Origin of the sequence: Acinetobacter sp. ANC 4779 (genome assembly GCF_004331055.1) — a bacterium.
Taxonomy (GTDB): domain Bacteria; phylum Pseudomonadota; class Gammaproteobacteria; order Pseudomonadales; family Moraxellaceae; genus Acinetobacter.
Map to the genome: position 1 here is coordinate 230,438 of NZ_SJNU01000002.1, position 23,924 is coordinate 254,361.

The 23,924-nt window shown below is 42.0% G+C and carries 19 protein-coding genes; 9 read left to right on the plus strand and 10 right to left on the minus strand.

Annotated elements, in window-relative coordinates; all coding sequences use genetic code 11:
* Window positions 1-94 precede the first annotated feature (94 nt).
* Entirely contained in the window at window positions 95-967 is an 873-nt protein-coding gene (murI, locus tag E0H80_RS04050) for a glutamate racemase (protein ID WP_131363377.1), read from the minus strand.
* Window positions 968-1,014: 47 nt separating this feature from the next.
* Window positions 1,015-1,626 carry a DUF1285 domain-containing protein gene (locus tag E0H80_RS04055; protein ID WP_131363379.1) on the minus strand — a complete coding sequence of 204 codons (612 nt, stop codon included), beginning with the start codon at window positions 1,624-1,626 and terminating at the stop codon, window positions 1,015-1,017.
* A gap of 188 nt (window positions 1,627-1,814) precedes the next feature.
* On the opposite strand from E0H80_RS04055, the gene E0H80_RS04060 reads away from it, so the two are divergent.
* On the plus strand, window positions 1,815-3,527 hold the full coding sequence (locus tag E0H80_RS04060) for an electron transfer flavoprotein-ubiquinone oxidoreductase (RefSeq protein WP_131363381.1): 1,713 nt from the start codon (window positions 1,815-1,817) through the stop codon (window positions 3,525-3,527).
* 125 nt (window positions 3,528-3,652) lie between these two features.
* Here the strand turns inward: E0H80_RS04060 and tusA are convergent, their stop codons facing one another.
* Window positions 3,653-3,910 (minus strand): sulfurtransferase TusA, encoded by a 258-nt coding sequence (gene tusA, locus E0H80_RS04065; protein WP_004649978.1) that lies wholly within the window; start codon window positions 3,908-3,910, stop codon window positions 3,653-3,655.
* Window positions 3,911-4,112: 202 nt separating this feature from the next.
* Between tusA and E0H80_RS04070 the strand changes: the two genes are divergently transcribed.
* Both E0H80_RS04070 and lnt read left to right on the plus strand, forming a co-directional pair.
* Window positions 4,113-4,952: an HlyC/CorC family transporter gene (locus E0H80_RS04070; protein WP_131363383.1), complete on the plus strand. Its 840-nt coding sequence runs from the start codon at window positions 4,113-4,115 to the stop codon at window positions 4,950-4,952.
* On the plus strand, window positions 4,949-6,508 hold the full coding sequence (gene lnt / locus E0H80_RS04075) for an apolipoprotein N-acyltransferase (protein ID WP_131363385.1): 1,560 nt from the start codon (window positions 4,949-4,951) through the stop codon (window positions 6,506-6,508). The genes E0H80_RS04070 and lnt overlap by 4 nt, the downstream gene beginning before the upstream one ends.
* Before the next feature lie 233 nt (window positions 6,509-6,741).
* Here the strand turns inward: lnt and E0H80_RS04080 are convergent, their stop codons facing one another.
* From E0H80_RS04080 to gspF, 3 genes are all read right to left on the minus strand, one after another.
* A complete protein-coding gene (locus tag E0H80_RS04080; RefSeq protein ID WP_131363386.1) occupies window positions 6,742-7,077 on the minus strand; it encodes a hypothetical protein in 336 nt (111 codons plus the stop codon).
* A 284-nt stretch (window positions 7,078-7,361) separates the two neighbouring features.
* Window positions 7,362-7,799, minus strand: a complete 438-nt coding sequence (gene gspG / locus E0H80_RS04085; protein WP_067866614.1) for a type II secretion system major pseudopilin GspG — start codon at window positions 7,797-7,799, stop codon at window positions 7,362-7,364.
* A 38-nt stretch (window positions 7,800-7,837) separates the two neighbouring features.
* Window positions 7,838-9,043, minus strand: a complete 1,206-nt coding sequence (gene gspF / locus E0H80_RS04090) for a type II secretion system inner membrane protein GspF (RefSeq protein ID WP_131363388.1) — start codon at window positions 9,041-9,043, stop codon at window positions 7,838-7,840.
* Between the two features lie 152 nt (window positions 9,044-9,195).
* On the opposite strand from gspF, the gene E0H80_RS04095 reads away from it, so the two are divergent.
* From E0H80_RS04095 to E0H80_RS04120, 6 genes are all read left to right on the plus strand, one after another.
* Window positions 9,196-11,418 carry a primosomal protein N' gene (locus E0H80_RS04095; protein WP_131363390.1) on the plus strand — a complete coding sequence of 741 codons (2,223 nt, stop codon included), beginning with the start codon at window positions 9,196-9,198 and terminating at the stop codon, window positions 11,416-11,418.
* 59 nt (window positions 11,419-11,477) lie between these two features.
* Window positions 11,478-13,319 carry a monovalent cation:proton antiporter-2 (CPA2) family protein gene (locus tag E0H80_RS04100; RefSeq protein ID WP_131363392.1) on the plus strand — a complete coding sequence of 614 codons (1,842 nt, stop codon included), beginning with the start codon at window positions 11,478-11,480 and terminating at the stop codon, window positions 13,317-13,319.
* 50 nt (window positions 13,320-13,369) lie between these two features.
* Window positions 13,370-14,245 (plus strand): Hsp33 family molecular chaperone HslO, encoded by an 876-nt coding sequence (locus E0H80_RS04105; protein ID WP_131363394.1) that lies wholly within the window; start codon window positions 13,370-13,372, stop codon window positions 14,243-14,245.
* A 988-nt stretch (window positions 14,246-15,233) separates the two neighbouring features.
* Window positions 15,234-16,202 carry a DnaJ C-terminal domain-containing protein gene (locus E0H80_RS04110; RefSeq protein ID WP_131363396.1) on the plus strand — a complete coding sequence of 323 codons (969 nt, stop codon included), beginning with the start codon at window positions 15,234-15,236 and terminating at the stop codon, window positions 16,200-16,202.
* 10 nt (window positions 16,203-16,212) lie between these two features.
* On the plus strand, window positions 16,213-16,551 hold the full coding sequence (locus E0H80_RS04115) for a chaperone modulator CbpM (protein WP_067866172.1): 339 nt from the start codon (window positions 16,213-16,215) through the stop codon (window positions 16,549-16,551).
* A gap of 98 nt (window positions 16,552-16,649) precedes the next feature.
* A complete protein-coding gene (locus tag E0H80_RS04120) occupies window positions 16,650-16,916 on the plus strand; it encodes a YdcH family protein (protein WP_131363398.1) in 267 nt (88 codons plus the stop codon).
* Window positions 16,917-17,043: 127 nt separating this feature from the next.
* Here the strand turns inward: E0H80_RS04120 and E0H80_RS04125 are convergent, their stop codons facing one another.
* From E0H80_RS04125 to recD, 4 genes are all read right to left on the minus strand, one after another.
* Window positions 17,044-18,279, minus strand: a complete 1,236-nt coding sequence (locus tag E0H80_RS04125; protein ID WP_131363400.1) for a magnesium transporter CorA family protein — start codon at window positions 18,277-18,279, stop codon at window positions 17,044-17,046.
* Window positions 18,280-18,535: 256 nt separating this feature from the next.
* Window positions 18,536-20,623, minus strand: coding sequence for a polyribonucleotide nucleotidyltransferase (gene pnp, locus E0H80_RS04130; protein WP_171457811.1), 2,088 nt, complete (start codon window positions 20,621-20,623; stop codon window positions 18,536-18,538).
* Window positions 20,624-20,886: 263 nt separating this feature from the next.
* Window positions 20,887-21,156: a 30S ribosomal protein S15 gene (gene rpsO, locus E0H80_RS04135; RefSeq protein ID WP_067722305.1), complete on the minus strand. Its 270-nt coding sequence runs from the start codon at window positions 21,154-21,156 to the stop codon at window positions 20,887-20,889.
* Window positions 21,157-22,134: 978 nt separating this feature from the next.
* Entirely contained in the window at window positions 22,135-23,910 is a 1,776-nt protein-coding gene (gene recD, locus E0H80_RS04140; RefSeq protein WP_171457804.1) for an exodeoxyribonuclease V subunit alpha, read from the minus strand.
* Window positions 23,911-23,924 lie beyond the last annotated feature (14 nt).

The window sequence follows — 23,924 nt, forward strand, 5'->3', positions numbered from 1 at the left end:
GAAGCCAGGTTGCTCAGTTAGCCTGTAATCGACCCATCCCATCTAAGATTCAATTTTTTTACTATATTTCAAAAGACTAGCTGCGTTTGTTTACTTATTCAACCGCAATGTTTCGAATATTCCAGGTTAAATGCGGTTGAATCAGGTACTGCAACACAGTTTTTAAATTTTCTGCATTATGACCACTGACATGACATTCGATTCTTACGCTGTCTTTTTGATCATGTTCAAATAATAACTCATTTTTAATCAAAATTCGGGCTGTTTGTCGCGCAACTGGTACACCAGAGTCAATTAATGTCAGTTTCTGACCAAAAATCGATTCGATCGCAGGTTTCAAGAAGGGATAATGCGTGCATCCCAAAACCAGATAATCTGCTCCCTGGTCGACCACGGGTTGTAATATTTCTTTTAAAGTGGCTAAACATTCCAGACTCATCTGCGCCCCATTTTCGACAAAGGGCACTAATTCCAGACAGGTCACCGGAATAACATTCACATGGGCAGGCAGGGCAAAACGTTGCATCACATCTTGAATCAGCTTGCCCCGAAAAGTCGCTGGCGTTGCAAGAACCGCGATTGTTTTTGACTTGGTTTGTAATACAGCAGGTTTTAATGCCGGCACTAATCCGATAATCGGAAAGTCTTCACCATAATGATCACGTAAATAATCCAAGCTAAAGGCAGATGCGGTATTACATGCTACCACTGCCACTTTACAGCCTTGACGATATAACCATTCAATTGCATTTGCGGTCAGATCACGAATATTTTGATCATCACGCGGGCCATAAGGCACGTTTGCAGTATCGGCATAATAGAGGATGCGTTCTTTGGGCAAATAATTTGCAATGTCCTGTGCTATAGACAAGCCCCCTATTCCAGAGTCAAAAATCCCAATAGGAGCATCAGGTTGCGCCTTGGGCATTGGATTTGTTAAAGGATAAATAGGATGAATGGCTGTCATAGCTTCACTTTCAGCAGTTCAAAATTGGAGAGACCAAAGCTTAAACCTCAGGTGCCTAATTGCAAGTAAAAATCGCCACTTTGTAGGCTTAAAATGGTATCACCTTGAGCATTTTCAAGCAGCTGTCCCATTTCAATTAAATGAAAAAAAGCAGAACGTTGAATTAAGGCATTAATGCCAAAGCGAACATGCACATAAGGACGTAATTCTCCTGAATATTCACGCATAAAAACGGGGTGTTCCTGATCTACAATCACCACATCCTGCGTTGTAGTCGTCAATTGAATATAGGTTTTAACCCCAATTTTAACCTGATCCACCTGATTGATAAATAAAGGCTCATCTTCCACTTCTATTTCAATTTGCTCTACCGGGGTTCTTAGATAGAACTTGCCGTCTTCTTTCCAAAGTACGGTTGAGAACAAGTCAATCATGGCTTGACGCTTGATCAATTGACCTTCGTGCCACCATTCTCCATTGGCTTTTACCTTTAAATCCATTGCACCACAATGCTTTGGATTAAATTGATCCAAGGGGGGGATTGACCTTTTTTGACCGGTCTGTGCATCTTTTAAGTATTGTGTAATATCCGTTAAATTTTTATTATCAGGAATAGCGACATTTTTCCTCTGATTTGGTGAGTTATTTTGATTAACCATACGGAATACCCCTGCTGACGGAAAAATAATATGATTCAGCCAATTGGCTAGATCACGGTTTAAAACTATACTAGCCCACAATATAAAAGACACGATAATGAAATTGTGTCTGGGCATCAAGAACACTCATGGCAGCACCGAGTGAAATCATTACGGTTGCCACCTTCAAATCATATGAGGAGTCCTACATGGAACACATCGAACGTGAATCGATGGAGTTTGACGTCGTTATCGTAGGCGCAGGCCCTGCGGGTCTTTCTGCAGCGATCAAAATCCGCCAACTTGCAATTGCAAACAATCTAAACGATCTGTCCGTTTGTGTCGTGGAAAAGGGCTCTGAAGTCGGTGCACATATTCTGTCGGGTGCAGTACTTGAACCGCGTGCCATGAATGAGTTGTTCCCAGACTGGAAAGAACAAGGCGCGCCGCTTAATGTCCCTGTAACAGAAGACAAAACATTCTTCCTGCTTTCAGAGGAAAAATCACAGGAAGCACCGCACTGGATGGTGCCAAAAACCATGCACAATAATGGCAACTATGTCATCTCGCTTGGCAACGTGGTGCGCTGGTTAGGCACGAAAGCCGAAGAGCTGGAAGTGTCGATCTTCCCGGGCTTTGCCGCTTCAGAAATCCTCTATCATGCAGATGGTACGGTAAAAGGCATTCAAACCGGTGATATGGGCATTGGCAAGGATGGCGAACCGACGCATAACTTTACCCCGGGTTATGAACTGCATGCCAAATACACCATTTTTGCTGAAGGCTGCCGGGGGCATTTAGGTAAACGCCTGATTGCACAATACAATCTGGATAAAGATGCTGATCCACAGCATTACGGCATCGGGATTAAAGAGCTTTGGGAAATTGATCCGGCAAAACATAAACCGGGTCTGGTAATGCACGGTGCAGGCTGGCCGCTTGCTGAGACCGGTTCTTCAGGCGGCTGGTGGCTGTACCACGCTGAAAACAACCAGGTGACCTTGGGTATGATCGTCGATCTGTCCTATACCAACCCGCACATGTATCCATTTATGGAAATGCAGCGCTGGAAAACCCATCCTTTAATCAAGCAGTATCTGGAAGGCGGTAAACGTATTTCTTATGGCGCGCGTGCCGTGACCAAAGGCGGTTTTAACTCGCTACCGAAATTCACTTTCCCCGGCGGCTCTTTGATTGGTGATGATGCCGGCTTCCTGAACTTTGCCAAGATCAAAGGCTCACATACCGCGATGAAATCTGGCATGCTCTGCGGTGAAGCGGTGTTTGAAGCGATTGCGGCTGGTGTGGAAAAAGGCGGTGATCTGGCTGTTGCGCGTGTGGTGGAAGGCGAAGATTTCTTTGTTAAAGAATTAACAGCTTACACCGACAAGTTCAACCACAGCTGGTTGAAAGAAGAGCTATATAACTCGCGCAACTTTGGCCCGGCGATGCACAAATTCGGTCAGTGGATGGGCGGTGCGTTTAACTTTATCGATCAGAACGTGTTTAAAGTTCCGTTCACTTTGCATGATCTGGTTCTGGACTACGCGGTACTAAAAACCCAGGCTGCGGAAAGCTTTAAGCCAACCTATCCAAAACCGGATGGCAAGCTGACCTTTGACCGTCTGTCTTCGGTGTTTGTGTCTAACACCGTGCATGAAGAAAACCAGCCGGCGCATTTGAAGCTGACCGATGCCTCGATTCCGGTGAATGTGAACCTGCCGAAATGGGATGAGCCTGCACAGCGCTACTGCCCGGCCGGGGTCTATGAAATCATGGAAAATAATGACGGTTCCAAGCGTTTCCAGATCAATGCAGCCAACTGTGTGCACTGCAAGACCTGTGACATCAAGGATCCGTCCCAGAACATCACTTGGGTAACGCCGGAAGGCGGCGGTGGTCCGAACTATCCGAATATGTAATTTGAACAAGGATTAAGTCGAGCATTGCTCGCTCCTTGCGCAAGGAAAATTTATAATTTTCTTAAAATTACAATAAAAAAATCCCTGCATAATGCAGGGATTTTTTTATGCGTCCAATACCGCAATTAGCCTTTCTTGACCAAATAATGAAACTCTTTATTGCCGGCTTCATCCAGCACTTCTTCTTGTAATAATAATTCATGGCCTAAATGCATGCAGAATTTTGGAATATCCCAAGACGTCGAATTATCAGTGGCAAACACTTCTACCACATCACCCGATTTTGATTTACGAATCGCTTGATGCAACATCATTACAGGTTCAGGACAACGTAGTCCTCGTGTATTTAGCTGAATAGTGGGAGTAACAAGCGGTTCAGACATTCTTAAACTCGGTATTAAAAAATCATCGCCATTTTAACATAAACTTAAATGCTGTCTTTTGCTTTCAAAGCCCGGATCCAAATGATAAAAAATGATGACTCATGCATTCATAAAATACAGCAATTTTATAGATAGACATCTATATTTTCTCGAGTATGATAAAATTTGTTTTTTTAGATATTAAGAGTCTTTAGGAAAGATCATGCACGAGGAATCAGGCCCGTCGTGGGGCATGCGTGGCTTACGTAAATGGTTAAGCACTGCACCCGAAACTCGCGACGAACTGCTAAAATTAGTACAAGATTCACGTCGTTTTTTAGAACCCGATACTGTTGCAATGCTTGAAGGCGTACTTGACCTTCCTGCAACAAAAGTCCGTGAGGTCATGACCCCACGTACATCGATGATTAGCCTGCAAGAAGATGATCAGCTACTCGACATCTTGCATACTCTTGTAGAGTCTGCGCATTCTCGCTTCCCGGTATTTTCGTCTGATCAACCCGATAACGTGGTTGGCATTTTATTGGCCAAGGATTTACTGCCCTTTTTGACTGAACAGAACACTAAAGTCGATATTCGTGCATTAATGCGCCAGCCGATCTTTGTCCCTGAAAGTGCCCGCTCTGACCAAGTCTTGCGTATGTTAAAAAATACCCAGACCCATATCGCCGTGGTCATTGATGAATATGGCACAACTTCTGGAGTGGTGACTTTAGAAGACATTTTAGAAGAAATTGTCGGTGAAATTGAAGACGAACATGATACGGTCGATGAAGAGGCTCAATACATCATTCCGGATAATGACCCTCAAACCGCAAATACCTGGCTCGTTCAAGCACTTACACCAATTGAACATTTTAACAATGTTTTAGATGCTGAATTTTCTGATGATGAAGTAGAAACTGTCGGCGGTTTATTGCTTCAAGAAATTGGTTTAGTCAGCGATTTACAAGGTCAAATCATTGAACTTGAAAATTGGGAATTCACCATTGTAGAAGCAGATGCACGTACTATTCATCTGATTCGAGCTGTCCGTAAATGAGAACATACTTTGATAAGCTGCTAAATCCATCCCAACAAAAAAATCAGCTCCCGTTTATTTATCCCTTTTTAATTTCGTTATTTTCAGGTGCCATGTTCAGTTTTGCACTGGCACCTTATTATTACTGGTGGCTTGCACTGCTGTCCCCGGCCTTGCTGTATGCTTCCTTGCGTAAACGCTCTGCCCGACAAGCCTTTGGCATTGGCTGGGCGTATGGCTTTGGCTTATGGTTTGTCGGCGCATTTTGGCTGTATACCTCCATCCATGTTTATGGTGATACCAGTGCCTTTTTAAGTGTACTGATGATTGCCTTCATGGCCTTGGTGATGGGTTTATTTACCGCTCTGCAAACCTGGATTTACCGTCGCTTCTTTCCGGAAACCCCCCTCACCTTTGCACCACTTTGGGTGTTGTTTGAGTGGACAAAAACTTGGGTATTCACCGGTTTTCCCTGGTTATTTGTCGGTTATGCCTTCACGGAACGCTTTCTAGATGGCTATGCACCCTTGTTTGGGATCTTCGGTGTATCGTTTGTGGTGATCATGCTGGCCTGTGCGCTGGTTGAAATTCTGAATAGACGTATATTTTGGATTATCCCTTCCGCGATCTTACTGCTCGGGGCTTGGGGAGCTTCATATCTCAACTTTGTAGAAAAAAAGGATGAGAAGCCACTTTCAGTTTCCCTGATTCAAGGCAATATTCCGCAAGACCTGAAATGGCTGACAGAATACCAATTCAAAACCTTGATGATCTATGCCAATTTAAGCCGTACTGAATGGGGCCGCGACCTGATTGTCTGGCCTGAATCTTCCATCCCAATGTTCCAGACCGATATTGAACCCTTCTTGGATGCCATGAAAGTTCAGGCAGAAAAATCAGGCACAGCATGGGTCACAGGTCTTCCCTATTGGGACTTGAAAGAATCTAAATCTGAAGGCATGCCAATGTACTACAACAGCATCATGGCGACAGGTGATGAGACGAACGGTCTATATAAAAAGCAGCGTCTGGTTCCGTTTGGTGAATATATCCCTTTATCTGGCTGGCTCAGCTGGGTGTTGCCTGCATTACAAAATGACCCGTCGATGAGTGGTTTTTCCCGTGGTGCAAGTGATCAAAAACCATTGCATGTGAAAAATCATGCACTGGGGGCTGCTATTTGTTATGAAGTGGCTTATCCCAATTTGACCCGTCGTAATGCCAGTCAAAGCGATTACTTGGTGACCGTATCCAATGACGCCTGGTTTACCGGAACTGCCGGGCCTTGGCAACATTTACAAATGGTACAAATGCGTGCCAAAGAAAATGGTCGCTGGTTTATTCGTGCTACCAATACCGGTGTGACTGCATTTATTGATCATAATGGTCATATTGTGAAACAGGCACCTATTAATCAAACAACAATCCTTCGGGGTGATGTTCCAGCAATGCAAGGTGAAACCTTATATATGCGTCTCAGTGACTGGCCGATTCTTGGTTTCTCATTATTGTTGTTGATTCTGGGCTGGATTTATCGTCCACGTAAGGTTGATGTGTCGTTTAAGTCACGGCGTTAAGGTTTATAGATTCTCTCTCCTGAACGAGCTTTAAAGCATGGCTTTTAAAGCGAAGTTTCAAGTTAAGGGTTAGAGAGTTTCTTAAAATATCCCTCTCTCCTTAATCCTCTACCTTTGCCAGAGGATGCGCCTCCCTTTAAAAACGGGAGGTGAGGGAAAGATTAAATCATGCATATACTTAATGAAACAAAAAAACCGAGCTCAATGTCTCGGTTTTTTTGTTTCGACTGATTTTATAACTGGGTGACTAAATAAGACATCATTACGGTTAAAAATAGCATGGGGATATAACGGTAAACATTCACTACCCTTTGTTCTAAGGCTGAAATTTGTTGTTGTTTTACGCTTAATACAGTCGCTTTTAATGCAGACCAAAAGCACAGTACACATAGTGCGTTGAAAAGACTGATCGCAAAGAAGCCTACCATAATCTGGCTACTTCCTTCCGTAGCATTCCATAAAGTTAAAATGCTCTGACTCATCGGAAGTAAGCTCAAAATTAAAAGAACAGATTTGAGCATTGCTGCATGAAATTGGTTAATTTCATCCGATATGATTAATGCTTTCATTCTATCCTCCCGATGCAAAATCCTTGCCATTCAGAACATTATGCAAGCTTTTGAATAAATGAAAAGTCTATTTTTATTCACATACCCGCATTATTGTAACCATCAAATATGGTAATCATTCTTATTATAAATATCAAACCGGGATTATTATTTAAATATATTAAAATTCAATATCTTATTATATATTCTATAATTAAGATTTATTATCACTTCACTTAGCATTGAACAGTCAAATTAAGTGAAGTGATATATTCTATTCATTGAAAATAAATAATAGATTTCAGTTAAGGCTGGTAATAAATATCGGCATTTGTCCCTTCACCGCCTTCTTTGCCATCTGCGCCAAAAGAATATAAATCGAATGCACGGCCTTCAGCACCTGGAATCACATACTGGATATCATTTTCCCAACTGTCTTTCGGATAGCCACCTTTGACATAACCGCCCTGCATCCAGTTTTTTGCAGAAGCAGGCTGATTCACCAGTGCATCTAAACCGCCATCTTGCATAGAAGGATATTTACCATTATCCAGCTTGTATTGATCCAAAGCTCCAGCAACACCTTTTAAGGTAATGGCAGAAGTATCGACTTTGGCTTTTTCACCACGACCCATTACATTCGGTACAATCAGCGCAGCCAAAACGCCTAAAATTACAATGACCACCATCACTTCAATCAAGGTGAAACCTGATTGCTTGGCTTGATATATTTTTCCTTGCATATCACTCTCTCGCAAAATCGTTATCTTTATAAAATGGGTTAAATCATATTATTCATATTTACAATTGGCAGCATCACCGCAATCACAATCACCAGTACAATACTGGCCATCAATACCAGCATCAATGGTTCAAGTAGAGCAAGTAGGGTTGAAATGAGGGTGGTGACTTCTCTATCCTGCATAATTGAAGCACGTTCCAGCATACGATCCAGCTCGCCCGAGGCTTCACCACTTCTGATCATTTGTACCATCATCGGTGGAAAATAACCACTGCGCTCCAGTTGCGTTGCAAGGTTGCCTCCTTCGGTGACTTTTTCGGCAGCCAAATTGACTGAATCACGAATCACCCAGTTATTGCTCACTGCGGCACCAATTTTCAGTGCATCTACTAAAGGCACGCCGGACTGCGTTAAAATCGACAAGGTACTGGCAAAGCGTGCTGCGTTTATACCACGGGATAATTTACCAAATAATGGCAACTTGAGTGTTAAACGATCAAACGCATAATGCCCTGCAGAGGTTCTTAAAAAGCGAAATAAAGCAGAAAAACCCACTACACTGGCTATCAGCAAAAATGGCCATGCCACACGAATAAAATCACTGGTTTTCATCAGCGCCACCGTAATCCAGGGCAATGCATCTTTATTTTGATCAAAGGTTTTGACAATATCGGGGACCACATAAGTCATCAGTCCCATCACAATTGAAAAGGACATCAGCATTAAGATAATTGGATAAATCATCGCGCCCTGCACTTTCTTTTGCATGGCAAAACGGTTTTCGGTGTAATCTGACAACTGGTCCAGAATTAAATCGAGATGACCCGAGCGCTCACCTGCTGCGATGGTGGCGATATATAAATCCGGTAAACGCCCGGCTTGCTGCAAGGCATTGGCCAGTGAATGCCCTTCCATGACCTTTGATCGCACGGACATCAACAAATTTTGTACATGAGCTTTTTCACTTTGCTTGCCCACTGCACGCAGCGCTTCTTCTAAAGGAATCCCTGCTGCAACCAAAACTGAAAGCTGCCGGGTAAACAAGGCCAAATCATAAGCAGTGAGTTTTTTCTGAAACCAGCGGGTGGAATTGTGCTTATCTTTTTGCTCAACAGGATCGACAGTCACAGGAATGAGCTCTTTGTCTCTTAACTGTTGACGAATCTGACGTGCTGAATCGCCTTCTAACACGCCTTTTTGCTGCTTCCCTGAAGCATCAATGGCAGTAAATTGATATGCAGGCATTGTGATGCTCTAATTTTCCAAAATTTGCTTCAGCGCTGTTGCGTCTGACCACCAAAATCATTCATATTCTTAGATATTCATGATTTGCTCACTCTAACATAACTCTATCTTGAGTACGACGAAATTTGATCAGGACGCTTTGACCCTAATTTATGCCAAATACACCCTCGACTTCATCCGATATTTATCGCATTCGTGTTGCAGTGCCTGTACATCTCTATGACTGCTTCGATTACTTACTCAGTGCTGAACAATACCAAAAAGCTGAAGTTGGGGCACGTGTTGCTGTGTCGTTTGGACGTCAGAATCTGGTGGCCATTATTGTTGAAAAATTAACAGCAGACACCCCGATTGATCCCCGTTTTAAACTTAAAGCCATTACCGAGTTACTCGATGATGAGGCAATTTTAGATGCGAAAAGCTTAAATTTACTTACTTGGTCAGCTCAATATTATCAGTTCCCCATGGGTGAAGTTTTTCAGAGTGCCTTGCCGACCTTCTTACGTCAGGGAAAACCCTATAATTTATTGGCACGCATGTGGAAAGTTTTAGATTTAGCGGCTGAGACTAAAGTGAAGCGCTCTGAAAAACAGCAAGAGGCCTATAAAATACTGAAATTGCATCCTCAGGGAACGACCGAAAATATTTTAAATTTGGCCGGGATTGAAACAGCGACGCTGAAAGCTTTAGAAAAAAAAGACATCATTGAATGTGTTCTGGAAAATCAGGATTTTAGTCCACAGCCGGTGACACTGGCGCAAATGCCGTTAACAGCGAATGAAGACCAAAAGAAAGCGGTACAACAGGTGCTTAAAGCACAGAGAAAATATCAGGCTTTTTTACTGGATGGTTTAACTGGTAGCGGTAAAACTGAAGTTTATTTGCAAATCATGCAAGAGGTACTAAAACAAGGCAAACAGGTCTTGGTTTTAGTGCCTGAAATTGGGCTTACTCCGCAAACCATTAGCCGTTTCCAGTCGCGTTTTCATGGCAATATTGTGCTGCTGCATTCAGGACTGAATGATTCCAAACGCTTACAAGCCTGGCAGGCGGCACAAACCGGTAAAGCCTCGATTATTTTAGGCACTCGTTCTGCAATTTACACTCCATTGCCAAATTTGGGTTTAATTATTTTAGATGAAGAACACGACCTTTCATTTAAGCAGCAAGAAGGTTTCAGATATCACGCCCGTGATGTCGCAATGTATCGTGCACATTTAGAGAACTGTCCGATTATTTTGGGTTCAGCCACACCGAGCATTGAAAGTTATGCACTGGCTGACTCCGGGAAAATGACACGTTTAGAGCTGAATCAGCGTGCAGGGATCGCGCTGATGCCAAAGATTCATCTGATTGATCTGAAAATTGCGCAAAAGCAAAATGGTATTAGCCAAAACCTGATTAATGAAATTCAAAAACGGCTGGATAAAAAAGAACAGGTTTTGGTTTTTTTAAACCGCCGCGGTTATGCGCCGGTGCTGATTTGTGAGAGCTGTGCCTGGCAAGCCAAATGTCCGCATTGCGACGCCAACTTTACCGTACATCGCCAGCCTTATCAGCATTTGCATTGTCACCACTGTGGCACCATTCATCGCATGCCGGAGCATTGTCCGCAGTGCAAGCATACGGAACTGAAATCCATTGGTCTGGGCACAGCCAAAGTTGAAGAACACCTGCAACTGCTTTTTCCCAATTTCGATGTGATTCGCGTCGACCGGGATTCCACCAGCCGAGTCGGTAGCTGGCAAAAAATTTATGACAAAATTCAGAAAAGTGAACCGATTATTTTGCTCGGTACGCAAATGCTGGCCAAAGGACATCACTTTCCTTACGTCACCTTAGTGGCTATTTTGGATATTGACTCAGGCTTGCTCAGTGTCGATTTTCGTGCGACTGAACGTACCGCACAACTAATCGTACAAGTTGCCGGTCGTGCCGGACGCGGTGAACGTAAAGGTGAAGTGTATTTACAAACTCTGAGACCCGACCATCCTCTACTCAACACTTTAATTGACAAAGACTACCGGCATTTTGCCCAGCAGACCTTAAAAGAGCGTCAAGCAGCACTATTACCCCCTTTCCGGTATGCAGCACTGATTCGCTGTGAATCGAAAAGTCAGGAACAAAATCAGGAATTTTTACAGCAACATGCCCAAGCGCTCAGACAGATTTCTGAAAACCTGATTGATATCTGGGGGCCGATTCCTGCCCCAATGGAACGTAAAGCCGGACGCTATCAGGCACATATGGTGCTGTTATCACAAGATCGTGCCCGATTACACTTTTATATTCGTGCCTGGTGGCAAAATATGTTGCATCAAAAGCCCTCCAGCATGAAACTTACACTGGATATAGATCCTCAGGAATTAAGCTAAGCCAAAGTTCGGGCTTTGCTTAAAATTTTTGAAATTAGAATAAATTCTAGGACAGACCGATGTCGCTACTGTTACAAATTACGATTTTCCTTGGTGCTTCGCTACTCTTGGTTCCCTTGGCCAAGCGCTTTGGAATTGCCACTGTGCTCGGCTATTTGTTTACCGGTATTTTACTTGGTCCCAGCGTCTTTAATATTGCCAGTGATCCGGAAGCGATTCAGGAACTGGCGGAATTTGGCGTCATTTTGTTGATGTTTATTATTGGGCTGGAGCTGCGTCCGCAACGACTGTGGGAGATGCGTAAATCCATTTTTTTGATGGGGAGTCTACAAGTCGGCATTACTGGCGTTATTCTTACCAGCCTTATCTTTTTTGCCTTAAACCAGAGCCTTTCGGCCAGTTTTGTGATTGGAACTGCGCTGGCTTTATCCTCTACCGCCTTTGTTCTGCAATTGCTTGCGGAAAAACAACAACTCAATACCACCTTCGGACAACAATCCTTTTCTATTCTACTGTTTCAGGATATTGCCGCGATTCCACTATTGGCGATTATTCCCTTATTGGCCGGCACCGAATCGACCCATCATGGGGTTGCTTATTTTGCCGCAATCATTGCCACCTTTAGCGGCTTATTCCTGTTTAGCCGCTATCTGATGCGTCCATTTTTCCGCTTTGTAGCAAAAAGTGGCGCACATGAACTGATTACTGCAGTGGGTCTGTTTATTGTCTTGGGCGTAGTTGTACTGATGGATGTACTGGGTATCAGTACAACTTTGGGAGCCTTCTTAACTGGAGTGTTACTCGCTGATTCGGAATTCCGCCATGAACTTGAAGCCAGTATTGCACCCTTTAAAGGACTGTTACTAGGTCTGTTCTTTATGACGGTCGGCATGACCACCCAGCTATCTCTACTGGTCGATATGCCCTGGATGATTATTGGCGGTGCCTTCATTTTAATGCTGGTCAAAAGCGTTACGCTGACCGCAATTGCCCATTATTTAAAATATTCATGGCGTAACAGCTTGCTGCTTGCGACCTGTTTATCTCAAGGGGGTGAATTTGCTTTTGTGGTGCTCAAAGTGGCAGGGAGTGAAAAAGTCATCACCCAAGCGATTCTTGAGCCTATAACATTGATTGTTACACTTTCCATGGTGCTCACCCCGATGCTGTACTGGCTGATCAGCAGCTGGATTATTCCTTTAATTGATAGAGAAAAAGTGCCTGTCTATGATGAAATTCCAGATACGCATAACTCAATGATCATTGCCGGTTTTGGACGTTTCGGACAGATCATAGCCCGTATTGCCCATTTACAGCATCAATCCTTTACCGCAATTGACAGCAATTTAGAAAAAGTGGATTTCGTGCGAAAGTATGGCGGTAAGGTATACTATGGCGATGCCACCCAACCCGATATCTTGCGTTCGGCAGGAATTGAACAGGCCAAAGTTTTTGCGCTGGCGATTGATGATATTGAAGACTCGATGAATGTAGCGCGTCATATTCGTTTAAACTATCCTCACCTTAAACTTTTAGTACGGGCACGTGATCGTCATCATGTGCATTTACTGCGTGATTTAGGGGTAGTCCATATCTGGCGTGAAACCTATTTATCTTCCTTGGGGATGGCCTACCGTGCCTTGCGCGAACTGGATATCAGTGAAGAAGATGCGAATAAAAGTATTGAATTGTTCCGTGATTACGATGAAAAACTATTGCTTCAGCAACAACGGGTCTATACCGATGAACAAAAAATTTATGAAACACATCGTAATGCTTTAGCAGAGCTTGAACACTTATTTGAAAGTGATGCCCAGATTCGTCAAGAACCGACTGGCGTCAATTTGCAGCGTGGCTTAGCACATCAGCGTATTGATGTCACAAGAGATGATCGTAACTAGCTTGTGTTTTACAATGTAGACACCATTAACACCGGCTATTGGAGAAATTTATGTCTGAATTACGTCAACGCTTTTATATTGAAAATTGCCCGATTCGGGGTGAAGTGGTGCATCTCGAAAAAGTTTTGCAAACCATTCTGGCCCAACGCGACTATCCGCAAGCGCTTCAAATCCTTTTGGGTGAAATGCTCAGTGCGACAGCCCTACTGGCCAGCACCCTTAAAATTAAAGGGCGTATTAGTCTGCAAATTCAGGCAGCGGGCACATTTAAATGGGCGATGGCGGAATGCAACCATTTAGGTGAATTACGGGCTTCCGCTGACTACGAAGAAGATCCGCGCTTTTTTCAGGCACAAGACAGCAGTACGGTTTTCAAAGCGTTGGTCAGCCCAGTGCTGTTTATTAATATTGAACCTGAATTTGGTGAACGTTATCAAGGTATTGTGCCTATCGAACATGACACTTTAGCCGGTTGTCTGATGCAGTATTATGATTTATCTGCACAAATTCCGACAAAAATTCGCTTGGCCAGTACTGCAAAGCATTCTGGCGGTTTACTGATTCAGCTGTTACCGCGCATTAGTGAGGAAGAACAGCAACTTGTTGATGACGATCTCTGGCCACGCCTAACCATTTTGACTGACACATTAAAACCAGAAGAACTGACTGATCTCGAAGCTAAAGAAATTCTTTATCGTTTATATAACGAAGAGGATGTGCGCTTACCAGAAGTGGAAAAGTTAAGCTTTGGTTGTACCTGTTCCAAAGAGCGCTGTGCCAATGCACTCATTCAAATTGGAGTGGAAGCAGTACAGGAAACCTTGGATTTTCAAAACCCAATTACCATGGACTGCCAATTCTGTAGTACACGCTACACCTTTACTGCAGAAGAAGCTCTGGGCTTATTTGGCCAACATCTGAGCTAAATTGGCTTCAAACGCTAAAACAAGAGTGGCAATCTAGCTGCTCTTTTTTTTATCAGAAAATTTAAGCTGATATTCCTGCTGTCATTTTACCTGAAGCTTGTTAGTTGTAATCTGCCTATTTTTGAGTAAAACTTCTCTATAGATCAAAGCCAGCAATGACGATAACGCTTTATTTCTGAAAGATAAAAACAATTAATTGCACTTAGACTATGGGTATGAATAAAAAATATTTTTTTCTGGATTATTGCTTGTTAGCAACTTTATTTATTCAGCAGTAGATGGATAACCATCTAAAGACGAAACAGGATATGCGTCGGCAGACGTTTTGATTAGCAAACAAAAAAATGGAGCTTATGCGGGAAGGAGGATCACTTCAATTCATCATTATGCAAAATGTAAGGCTGCCTTAAAAATGCACCTCCGATTGCTCTTCCCCTTCCCAGGCATTCAACAGGACTTCAAAAATAAAGAGACCTTCTTAATGAGCATGTTCTAGCTGAGATCATGCCTACCAAGACAAAGCAGGTTGAAATTACTAAACCCGCTGCTCCTTATCAAGGAATCATAGTAGTCACCCGAAATGTGCGAGGGAATAGATAAAATGATGCTCCGTTCTATCTGCCCACGTAACTTAAAAATAAATCCTTTCTCGATTTACCTTTCATTGGAGGGTTTTAAACAAAATTCGGATAACTCACGTGAACTTAATCATGATTGGGTTATAGATGCTATTGATAATAGTCTATAAGGCAGGTTACCTCTAAGTATCAGTGACAAACGGTTAAATTTTCGAGGCGATGTTGGAGGTTCAGTAATTAGAACTCGTGCAGCCTAAGTTAAATATTGATCTTATTGAAAATTTCTACAGACTGCTCACTGGAAGTTTTTTTGTCATAATTTGAAACAATAAGGTACAGATCTACACTATTTCAATTTCATGAAAGGTTTAATAATGATTAAAACCTAACCAATTTTAGCTTCTTATTTTATGCCTAAAAGTCATTATGAAGTTCTTGGCATTACGCGTAATGCCACACCAGATCAAATAAAGAAAGCCTATCGAAAATTGGCTCGAAAATTCCATCCCGATGTCAGTAAAGAAGCGGATGCGGAAGAGAAGATGCAAGGCATTAATGTTGCCTATGACACTTTAAGCAATGAAGAGAAAAAAGCTGAATATGATTTTCAGCTTGATCATCCTGAAGCTTTTCATCAATCGGGGGCACAGACAGGAACCGATGGTTTTGACAATGCACACTTCTACCGCCAAGGATTTAACCAGCAAGACCCTTCAGACTTTAGTGGCTTTGAAGATCTTTTTGGACGTTTCGGTTCAGGTTTTGGTGGAGGAAACTATCAATATCAAAATCAACAAAGACAACAGCAGCGTAGTTATCAAGGTGAAGACCAACACGCCAGCATCGAAGTTGATGTGGCGATTGCATACCACGGCTCAACGCAACAGCTTAGCTTGCAAATTCCGACTTTAAATGCTTTTGGTGAAGCTGAAGTTCAGCGCAAAATATTACAGGTCAAAATTCCTAAAGGAATGAAAGAAGGCCAAAGCATCCGTCTTTCCGGACAAGGTCAAGCGGGAATCAATGGCGGGAAAAATGGTGATCTTTATATTGAAATTCATTATAAAGATACTGAAAAAATTAGAGTTGAAGGTGCAGATATTTACTACACCATCAATGTTGCGCCATGGGAAGCAGCCCTAGGCCAAAGTATTGAAATTTCAATACCTGAAGGAACAAAGGTGCAAGTAAATCTGCCTAAAAATGCCAAGACAGGTCAGCAACTTCGGCTCAAAGACAAAGGGATACCCAGTAAAGTACCCGGTCATTTATTCCTGGTTTTAAATATCGTGTATCCAGCTGCGCAAACTGAACATGAACAGCAGGCTTATCAAGCTTTTGCAGAAGCTTTTTCAGCATTTAAGCCTCGTAATGCTTAAGGAGACAATCATGACCACTATTCATTATCGTGAAGTTGTATGTGATGGGTTTAATCATGCCGAAATCATTGATGAACACCATAGTTTTGATTTAAAGCATTTTGCTGATGCGTGTGGACAAAGTCCGGAATGGGTTTTACAACTGCTTGAATACGATATTTTAGACACTCGCCCAGAAGAAAGGATTCACCAATTCTTTGGTGATGATGTGTCTCGTGCACGCCGGGCTTACCGTTTACAACGCGACTTTGATGCCAGTCTTTCCGCGGTGGCGATGATGCTGGATTTAATTGATGAAGTGCAACAATTACGCAAGCAAGTTAGACACATGAATGTAAAAGACTCTTGATTGAGTCTTTGAAACTGAAGCGTACTGCTGTATAGGGGCAAGTACATGGTTGTTATTTTTATCCTTAAACCAACTTTTTGTGAGAATAATCTAGGCTTATGAAAACCAAAGAATGCAATAAAAAAGTGAAAAAGATGTTTCCAGAACATCAGGAACTCATCCATAAACTGCGTCATGATGATCCTCATTTTGCAAAAATATTTGAGAGTCATCAGGAACTGGATAAAGAAATTGCTCAACTTGAACTCAATCCAGTTCATCTGATCAATGATGATATTGAGTCAATGAAGCGCAAAAAACTTAAAATAAAAGACGAGATCTATAAAATACTGACGCGAACTGCTCAAGTGGCTGATCCTTCTTAATTTTTAATATTAATAAGAAAAGACAGATCATTCCACTTAGCTGATTTTAAGTTTAAAGCAACTTATCGGGTTGCACTTAAAAACAGGATTTCTTTTTATCAACAGCGATTTATAAAAAAGCAAATCTCTATTTTAACTTGGTCAGCTTTTCAACTTCTTTTATGGTTTCTTGAACAGATTGCTTAATCGGCCCATAGTCCAAGAACCAGAATAGATTCACGTGTTGATCTTTATGTTGTTGTGCCAATAAATCAATCACGCTCTTTTCCCCTCGCCCCACCAAGTGTCTGCGATAAAAATAATAAACCAGCAACACAGTGGTGATGAACATGACGATCAACATACTCCAAAACCCGGTTGGAGATTTTAAACCTGGAATAAACTCAAAGTTCATTCCATAAACCCCGGTCAATAAAGTCAGCGGTGCAAAAATGGCGGTAATAATGGCCAAGATACGCATATTTTCATTGGTTTGATTGGCAATGGCCGAAAAATGCAAATCAATTGCTGCTTGAATGGACGCACGAAGGCGCACCGTATGTTTTTGAATCCTTTCTACATGACTGACCAGATCATTCATACGCACCAACATAATATCTTGTCGTTCAGTCTTTTTCTTGCCTTTTAAATGCGGGTAATTATCGACAATTTCATCTCTTAATTCTTGTAAAGCATCAATTTGTTCTTCACAAAGATTTTCTACTTGCTGAAAAGACATACTTTCTTGTAATAACTGATTCCACTTCGCAAAGCGGCGATGACCTTGCAGTAATTCCTGCTGCCAAAATTCAACCCGCCGGGTTAGAGGCACACGTAAATCCAGATAACCATCCACCATGCTGTTTATTAAGCGCAAAGATAAATCGAGCGGTGTAATCGGAAGTTTTCGTGACTTATTTTGTTCTTGAGTAGAGCGGATAAAATTGGTTTCAATACGGGAAATATAATTTTCTATTGCTTTATTGCCTTGCTCACGCACTGTAATCAGCACTTGAGGTGTCATGATAAAACTAATCGGTGTGGTGGCTAAACCAAAGGTGTTTTCATGCTGTTCAAGCGCCTGCTCACCCGTTTCTATGTCATCATCTGGAGTAATCAGTTTACGAAAAATAAGTAAATCATATTCATCCATGGTATCAAATGCGCAAGGATGTTCTAAATTGAGAATATCCCTGACATGAAATTCGTTTAAGCACACAGGTGTATGCTGATCTATTTCTTTTTGCCACGCCTCCGCACGATTGACCACATCAGCCCGAGTACAATCAATCCAGATAAATTCAATTTCAGCTTCAGTGTTGAGCTTTTTTTGTACAAAAATATGATGTTCTGTCGGATGTTGGTAGAAGTAATAAACCTGCATTAAAACAATTCTCTATTTAGTATTCTGCTTTTTTTGTTACTCGCTAGAAATTTGGGCAACTCAATCTATGAGCCTTAAAATTATGAGCTGAGCCGAAGACTTAAGCAATCAAATAACAGTTTATTTCTAAATCTCAATCTAAGTTAAATCACCAAAAAAAAAGCCCCGAGCCAGCCAAAGTAATCACTTTAACCAAGCTCAAGGCTTTTCATGTATTTTCATTCACATGAGTTAACTCATGTGAATATTCAAACAATTATACTTGTTCGATGTCTTTCATTGTTAACTTGATACGACCACGGTTATCAACATCAGCAACTTGTACTTTAATTTCCTGGCCTTCTGTCAATACATCTGCAACATTGGCAATACGTTCGTTAGAAATTTGAGAAATATGAAGTAAACCGTCAGTACCTGGCATAATGTTTACAAACGCACCGAATTCAACAATACGAATCACTTTGCCCATGTAAATTGTACCTGGTTCGATTTCAGCAGTAAGCGCCTGGATTTTAGCAACCGCAGCAGCTGCAGCCGCTTTAGTTTCACCAAATACACGAACTGTACCGTTATCTTCGATATCAATCGATGCTTTAGTTTCTTCAGTGATTGCACGAATAGTCGCGCCGCCTTTACCGATCACATCACGGATTTTATCCGGGTTGATGGTGATGACTTGGAATGTAGGCGCATGCATAGAAATTTCAGGACGAGCGCGTGAAATCACTTGGTTCATGGCGTTTAGGATGTGCATACGACCAGCATAAGCCTGGTTTAATGCAGCTTCCATGATTTCTTCAGTGATACCTTCAATCTTGATATCCATTTGAAGCGCAGTAATACCGTTTGCAGAACCGGCTACTTTAAAGTCCATATCACCCAAGTGATCTTCATCACCCAAGATGTCAGAAAGAACTGCGAAACGCTCGCCTTCTTTCACTAGACCCATTGCGATACCCGCAACTGGCGCTTTCAATGGAACACCTGCGTCCATAAGTGATAATGAAGCACCACATACAGAAGCCATTGAAGATGAACCGTTCGATTCAGTGATGTCCGATACAATACGGATCACGTACGGGAAGCGGTCAGCTGGTGGAAGCACGGCTTGAACACCACGGCGTGCCAAACGGCCATGACCGATTTCACGACGTTTAGGACCTGATTCACGACCTGTTTCACCTACAGAGTATGCAGGGAAATTGTAATGCAACATGAAGTTATCAGTTTTAGTCCCTGACAAAGTATCAACCATCAATGCATCACGCGTGTTACCCAAAGTCGTTGTTACCAACGCTTGAGTTTCACCACGTGTGAATAATGCTGAACCGTGTGCACGGTCAAGAACACCCACCTGTACATCTAGACCACGAACAGTTTTCGTGTCACGACCATCAATACGCGGTTTACCAGACAAGATGTTGTCACGAACGGTACGGTATTTAAGGTCTTCGAATAATTCGTTAACTTCGTCAGCAATACCCGTTTCGTCATTTTCTGGAACGAACTGTGCAACTGCTTCAGCATAAAGTGCATCAAGCGCCGCATAACGGTCTTGTTTAACTGCAATTGTGTATGCTTCAGAGATTTTCGCTTCGAATGCTTCTTTAAGTTTACCAAGAAGTTCTTCGTTCTTGGTTGGAGCAACCCAAGTAGATTCAACCGCGCCTGCAGCAGCAGCAAACTCTTTAATCGCTTGAATCGCGATTTGCATTTCGTCATGACCGAAAAGTACAGCACCCAGCATTTGGTCTTCTGAAAGCTCTTTCGCTTCAGATTCAACCATAAGCACTGCAGCTTCAGTACCTGCCACAACAAGATCAAGATCAGATTCTTTCAATTGTTCATGGTTCGGGTTAAGGATGTATTCGCCGTTGATTAGACCAACACGCGCGCCCGCGATTGGACCACGGAACGGAACACCTGCAATTGACATTGCAGCTGAAGTACCGAGCATTGCAGCAATGTCAGCATCCATGGTTTTGTCAGACGAAATTACACTGGCTGTTACTTGGATTTCGTTATAGAAACCTTCTGGGAACAACGGACGAATTGGACGGTCAATCAAACGTGAAATTAAAGTTTCAGCTTCAGACTGACGGCCTTCACGTTTACCATAACCACCTGGAATACGACCAGCAGCATATTGTTTTTCTTGATAATTAACAGTCAGCGGGAAAAAGTCCTGACCTGCTTTTGCTTTAGGCTGAGCTACGATTGCAACCAATACAGTTACGCCGCCCATAGTAATGACAACAGTGTTTGCTTGACGCGCAACACGGCCTGTTTCTAAAACAACTTGGTGCTGACCGTATTGGAATTCTTTACGAATAATATTAAACATCGACATGTATTTATATTTCCTAGTTCTTGTGAACAACTATTCTAGTGGAGACCCCTAAGGTTTGGCATTCACATTACTCAACTGTAAGTATAAATGACAAAGCTTAGAAGCCGACCTCACCAGATTTTCAAAACACTAATTTAAGACACAAAGAAGGAGCGAACAATCGCCCCTTCCCTTTACCTGGTTGGAGCCAGGTGGACTTTCTTTTTCAGTCTGACAGCATTCAAAATGCAATAGTCCGAAAAATAAGTTTAATCGAATTAACGACGTAAACCTAAAGCAGCGATCAAAGCGCTGTAACGAGTAGTGTCTTTACCTTTAAGGTAGTCAAGAAGCTTACGACGTTGGTTAACCATACGGATAAGACCGCGACGGCTATGGTGGTCGTGTTTGTGTTCTTTAAAGTGACCTTGCAAATCATTGATTTGTGCAGTCAACAAAGCTACTTGTACTTCAGGTGAACCAGTGTCGTTTTCAGCGCGAGCATATTTAGCAACGATCTCTGCGCGATCTGCGTTTGTTAAAGCCATTCGATTTCTCCGAGATGCTTAAAAAATTACATATGATAGGAATCAATTGATTACTCAATTGACTGCCGTGCATCACTACAGCAAGTGCGCTATTTTAAGGGAAAAGTCGGTTGATTGCAAAAATAGAAACGTGTTTTTATCTTTTTATTTCAATTCCTTGATTAGCTACAGTTTTTATTCTTCTATCTTTAAGTTTAACTTACTCATCCAGCAATAAAACTCATGTCCTAGATATCCTTTTGGATTTTTTTCTATTTAAAAAACATAATCTTGAAGCTTATCCATCCGTTCCACACATCATGCCGATACAAGATAAAAAAAAGCCCAAGCTAAGCTTGGGCTTTTTTGCGCTGTAGTTTCTTATTTTTTAATAATTATTATTTTATTTATAGTAATAATGTTCGCTTTTCGCGGTTATTATTATAAACAATCCTTGTATAACTGATACTTCCCTGTGAGATTGATTTTGCCATAAAGCTTTGTGTAAAGAAGTCGCCTTTTGCGTATCTATTTGTAAGCCTTTACGTACATTAATTGTTCTTTTATTATTCTTGTAATGCGATTAATTTAATATTTTTATGTAAATACAATAACTAAGCAGTAATTTAAGATTTATTTAATACAAAACGTAATCTTCAAATCCACTTGAAAATAAATTTACTCGTATTTTTAGTATTGATAATAGATTAAGCAAATCATGTTATAAAAAAACTCTATTTTTTTGCATATAAAAAAGCCCTGTAGTCTCTCCCAAAACTACAAGGCTTAGCGGCTGTAAGTTTCCTCTTTTTACTTACTTCACTGTAAGTTCGCTGTCTTTCGACATTATTATTATATTTTATGGCGATTTTACCCAACTTTCCGTGTTGAGCTTTTTATGTGCAGCCATCATCTCAAAAACGGTCGTAAAGCTCTATGCGTCAATTTCTCGAATTGATGTAAGCAATTTCGTACAAAATAAAGTTTATTTATTTATTATTAATAATCGAAGGGATAATTGAGTAAATTATTAACCTTCTCTAATACTCCACTTTTCCTCATGGTTTTAACGGTTAAAGCTTGTACTAAAGCCTCTGGGTCTGCCAAAAGACTCACCACCTTTTTAGCCCGGGTAATGGCGGTGTACAGTAACTCTTTACTTAATAAATCCTTTGCTGTTTCATCTAAAACCACTGCGGTATGGGTAAATTCCGATCCTTGCGACTTATGAATGGTCAGCACAAAGGCAGTTTCAATACTTTTCGGCAAGCGGGTAGCCGGCACCCATTTTTCCAGACTGGGGAAATAAACTTCAAATTGCGATTGTCCATCTCGACTGCGTTTAAAACAGATTCCGATATCACCATTCGACAAGCCCAGCTGGTAATCGTTATAGGTCATCATCACCGGACGGCCGACATACCAATCGCCTTGCTTGCTCATCTGTAGCGATAAAGCATCGAGTAAGCGTTGTTCAATTTTTAGATTCAGCTGGGTCAAGCCCAAAGCCCCATTTCGAATGGCTGCCAAAATTCGATAATCATCAAAAACTTCGACCACGTGTTGCACCCAAAGTTCCGGCTCATCGGCAGTTAAATAGCTTTTCAATGCCTCAACATAATGCTGATAACCGAGCATGAGTTTGTCGTAATACGGTGTTCGATCAAATTGCTTGGACATATTCTGTGGCAGATATTCCAATTGAATTTGATCATCCATTTCAACTTGCAGCGACACTGATTTAATTTCACTCGGACGAACCACTTGCTCGGCAAACTTTTCGAGCAATGCTGCGCCATTTTGAGTAGGTGGTTGCACTTGAATAAATTTCGCCATTTGACCAATCAATGCACCCGCTTTAAAACGGCGACTGGTGAGCAGATTCACTCGATTTTCGGCTAAAGCGGGGACTTGTTGTAAATCTGCCAGTACCGAACCGACATCGACTGCGGCCAATTGATCTGCATCGCCCAACAAAATTAACCGCGCATGATCTGGCACCGCAGACAGCAACATATTCGCCAGACTGAGATCCAGCATGGAAGCTTCATCGACTACAATCACGTCATAGGGCAAAGGTTGTTTGCTATGAAAACGTGGCTGATAAGTCGTTCCCAAACCCAATAATCGGTGAATGGTAATCGGATTGAGTTGTTTTAAATCATCTGTAACCAAATCCTGCAACTTTTCGTCATTCAGCGAGTTTTGCAGCGCCTCTTTCATACGCTGTGCAGCTTTACCGGTCGGTGCTGCCATGGCAATACGAATATTTGGCATCGCCTGATTCAGCACGGCAATAATACGTGCCAGCGTGTAGGTTTTCCCCGTCCCCGGTCCGCCGGTAATAATATTTAACCCTTGCTTCGCCACCATGGTTAAAGCTTGAATTTGATGTGGATCAGTCAATAAATCGGGATAAGATGAAATATCAACAGCTTCAATACTTTGTTGTTTTAAACGTGCAACTTGCTCCGCCAAAGACTGTTCTAGCGCCCAATAGCGATATAAATACAAACGATTGTCTTCATAAACAAAAGGCGCAATCTGCTGCTGTATATTGGACACCTCAACCACTAAATCATGCAGTGTGTCGGTTTGTGCTTGAGTTGCAGAAATACAACTGTCGCCCTGTTGAATTGCGGTAAGAACCTGCTCAATAATGTCGCTTGGATTTGCGTCCGATGATGCATGACTAAAGGGTTTCTGGCGAATAAACTGACTCCAAGTGCTGACCCATTCAGCGCTTTGATCATCTTTGTATTGTTTATTTTCCACACAGTTATCCTCAA